Annotated in this window: 1 protein-coding gene; it reads left to right on the forward strand. The window is 62.2% G+C overall.

Going from position 1 to position 476, the window contains the following annotated elements; genetic code table 11:
* Positions 1–36 precede the first annotated feature (36 nt).
* Positions 37–476: ATPase, T2SS/T4P/T4SS family (locus tag FL311_RS43575; RefSeq protein WP_228557490.1), on the forward strand; the 440-nt coding region annotated here is incomplete at its 3' end.

The following is a 476-nucleotide window of genomic DNA, read 5'->3' on the forward strand; positions in this document are numbered from 1 at the left end:
GTTGAACGCAAGGGCCGATTGGAGCGTCTCGATCTCATGCTGGAGCCCAAGAAGCTTGAAGGCGCAATCCGCGCGCTGGCTTCGTCGGTTGAGAAATCGGCGGTCAAAGGCACCGATCAAGGGATCATCAACGCCGGCCATAAGGGGCTGCGGATCGCCGCAGTCATGCGCCCGACCGCAATCGACGGGCACGCCCTCAGCATTCGCCGTCACCGTGAAAAGAACCTGACGCTCTCCGACTACACGGCGATGGGCGCGTTCTCTTCTTCCGTCGCGCGCAACCCTGACGACGATCAGATCATCTTCCCGCCCGACGTCTCCGACGACGGGCTCGCGCACGCGCTGTCGACCATGGTGCGGCAGCGCAAGAACGTGCTCGTCGCCGGTGGCACATCGTCCGGCAAAACCACCTTTCTCAACGCGCTCGTTGGCGAGATTCCACACGAAGAGCGAATCATCTCCATCGAGGACACCCA

Origin of the sequence: Myxococcus sp. AB025B (assembly GCF_006518215.1) — a bacterium.
GTDB classification, from domain to species: Bacteria; Myxococcota; Myxococcia; order Myxococcales; family Myxococcaceae; genus Myxococcus; species Myxococcus fulvus.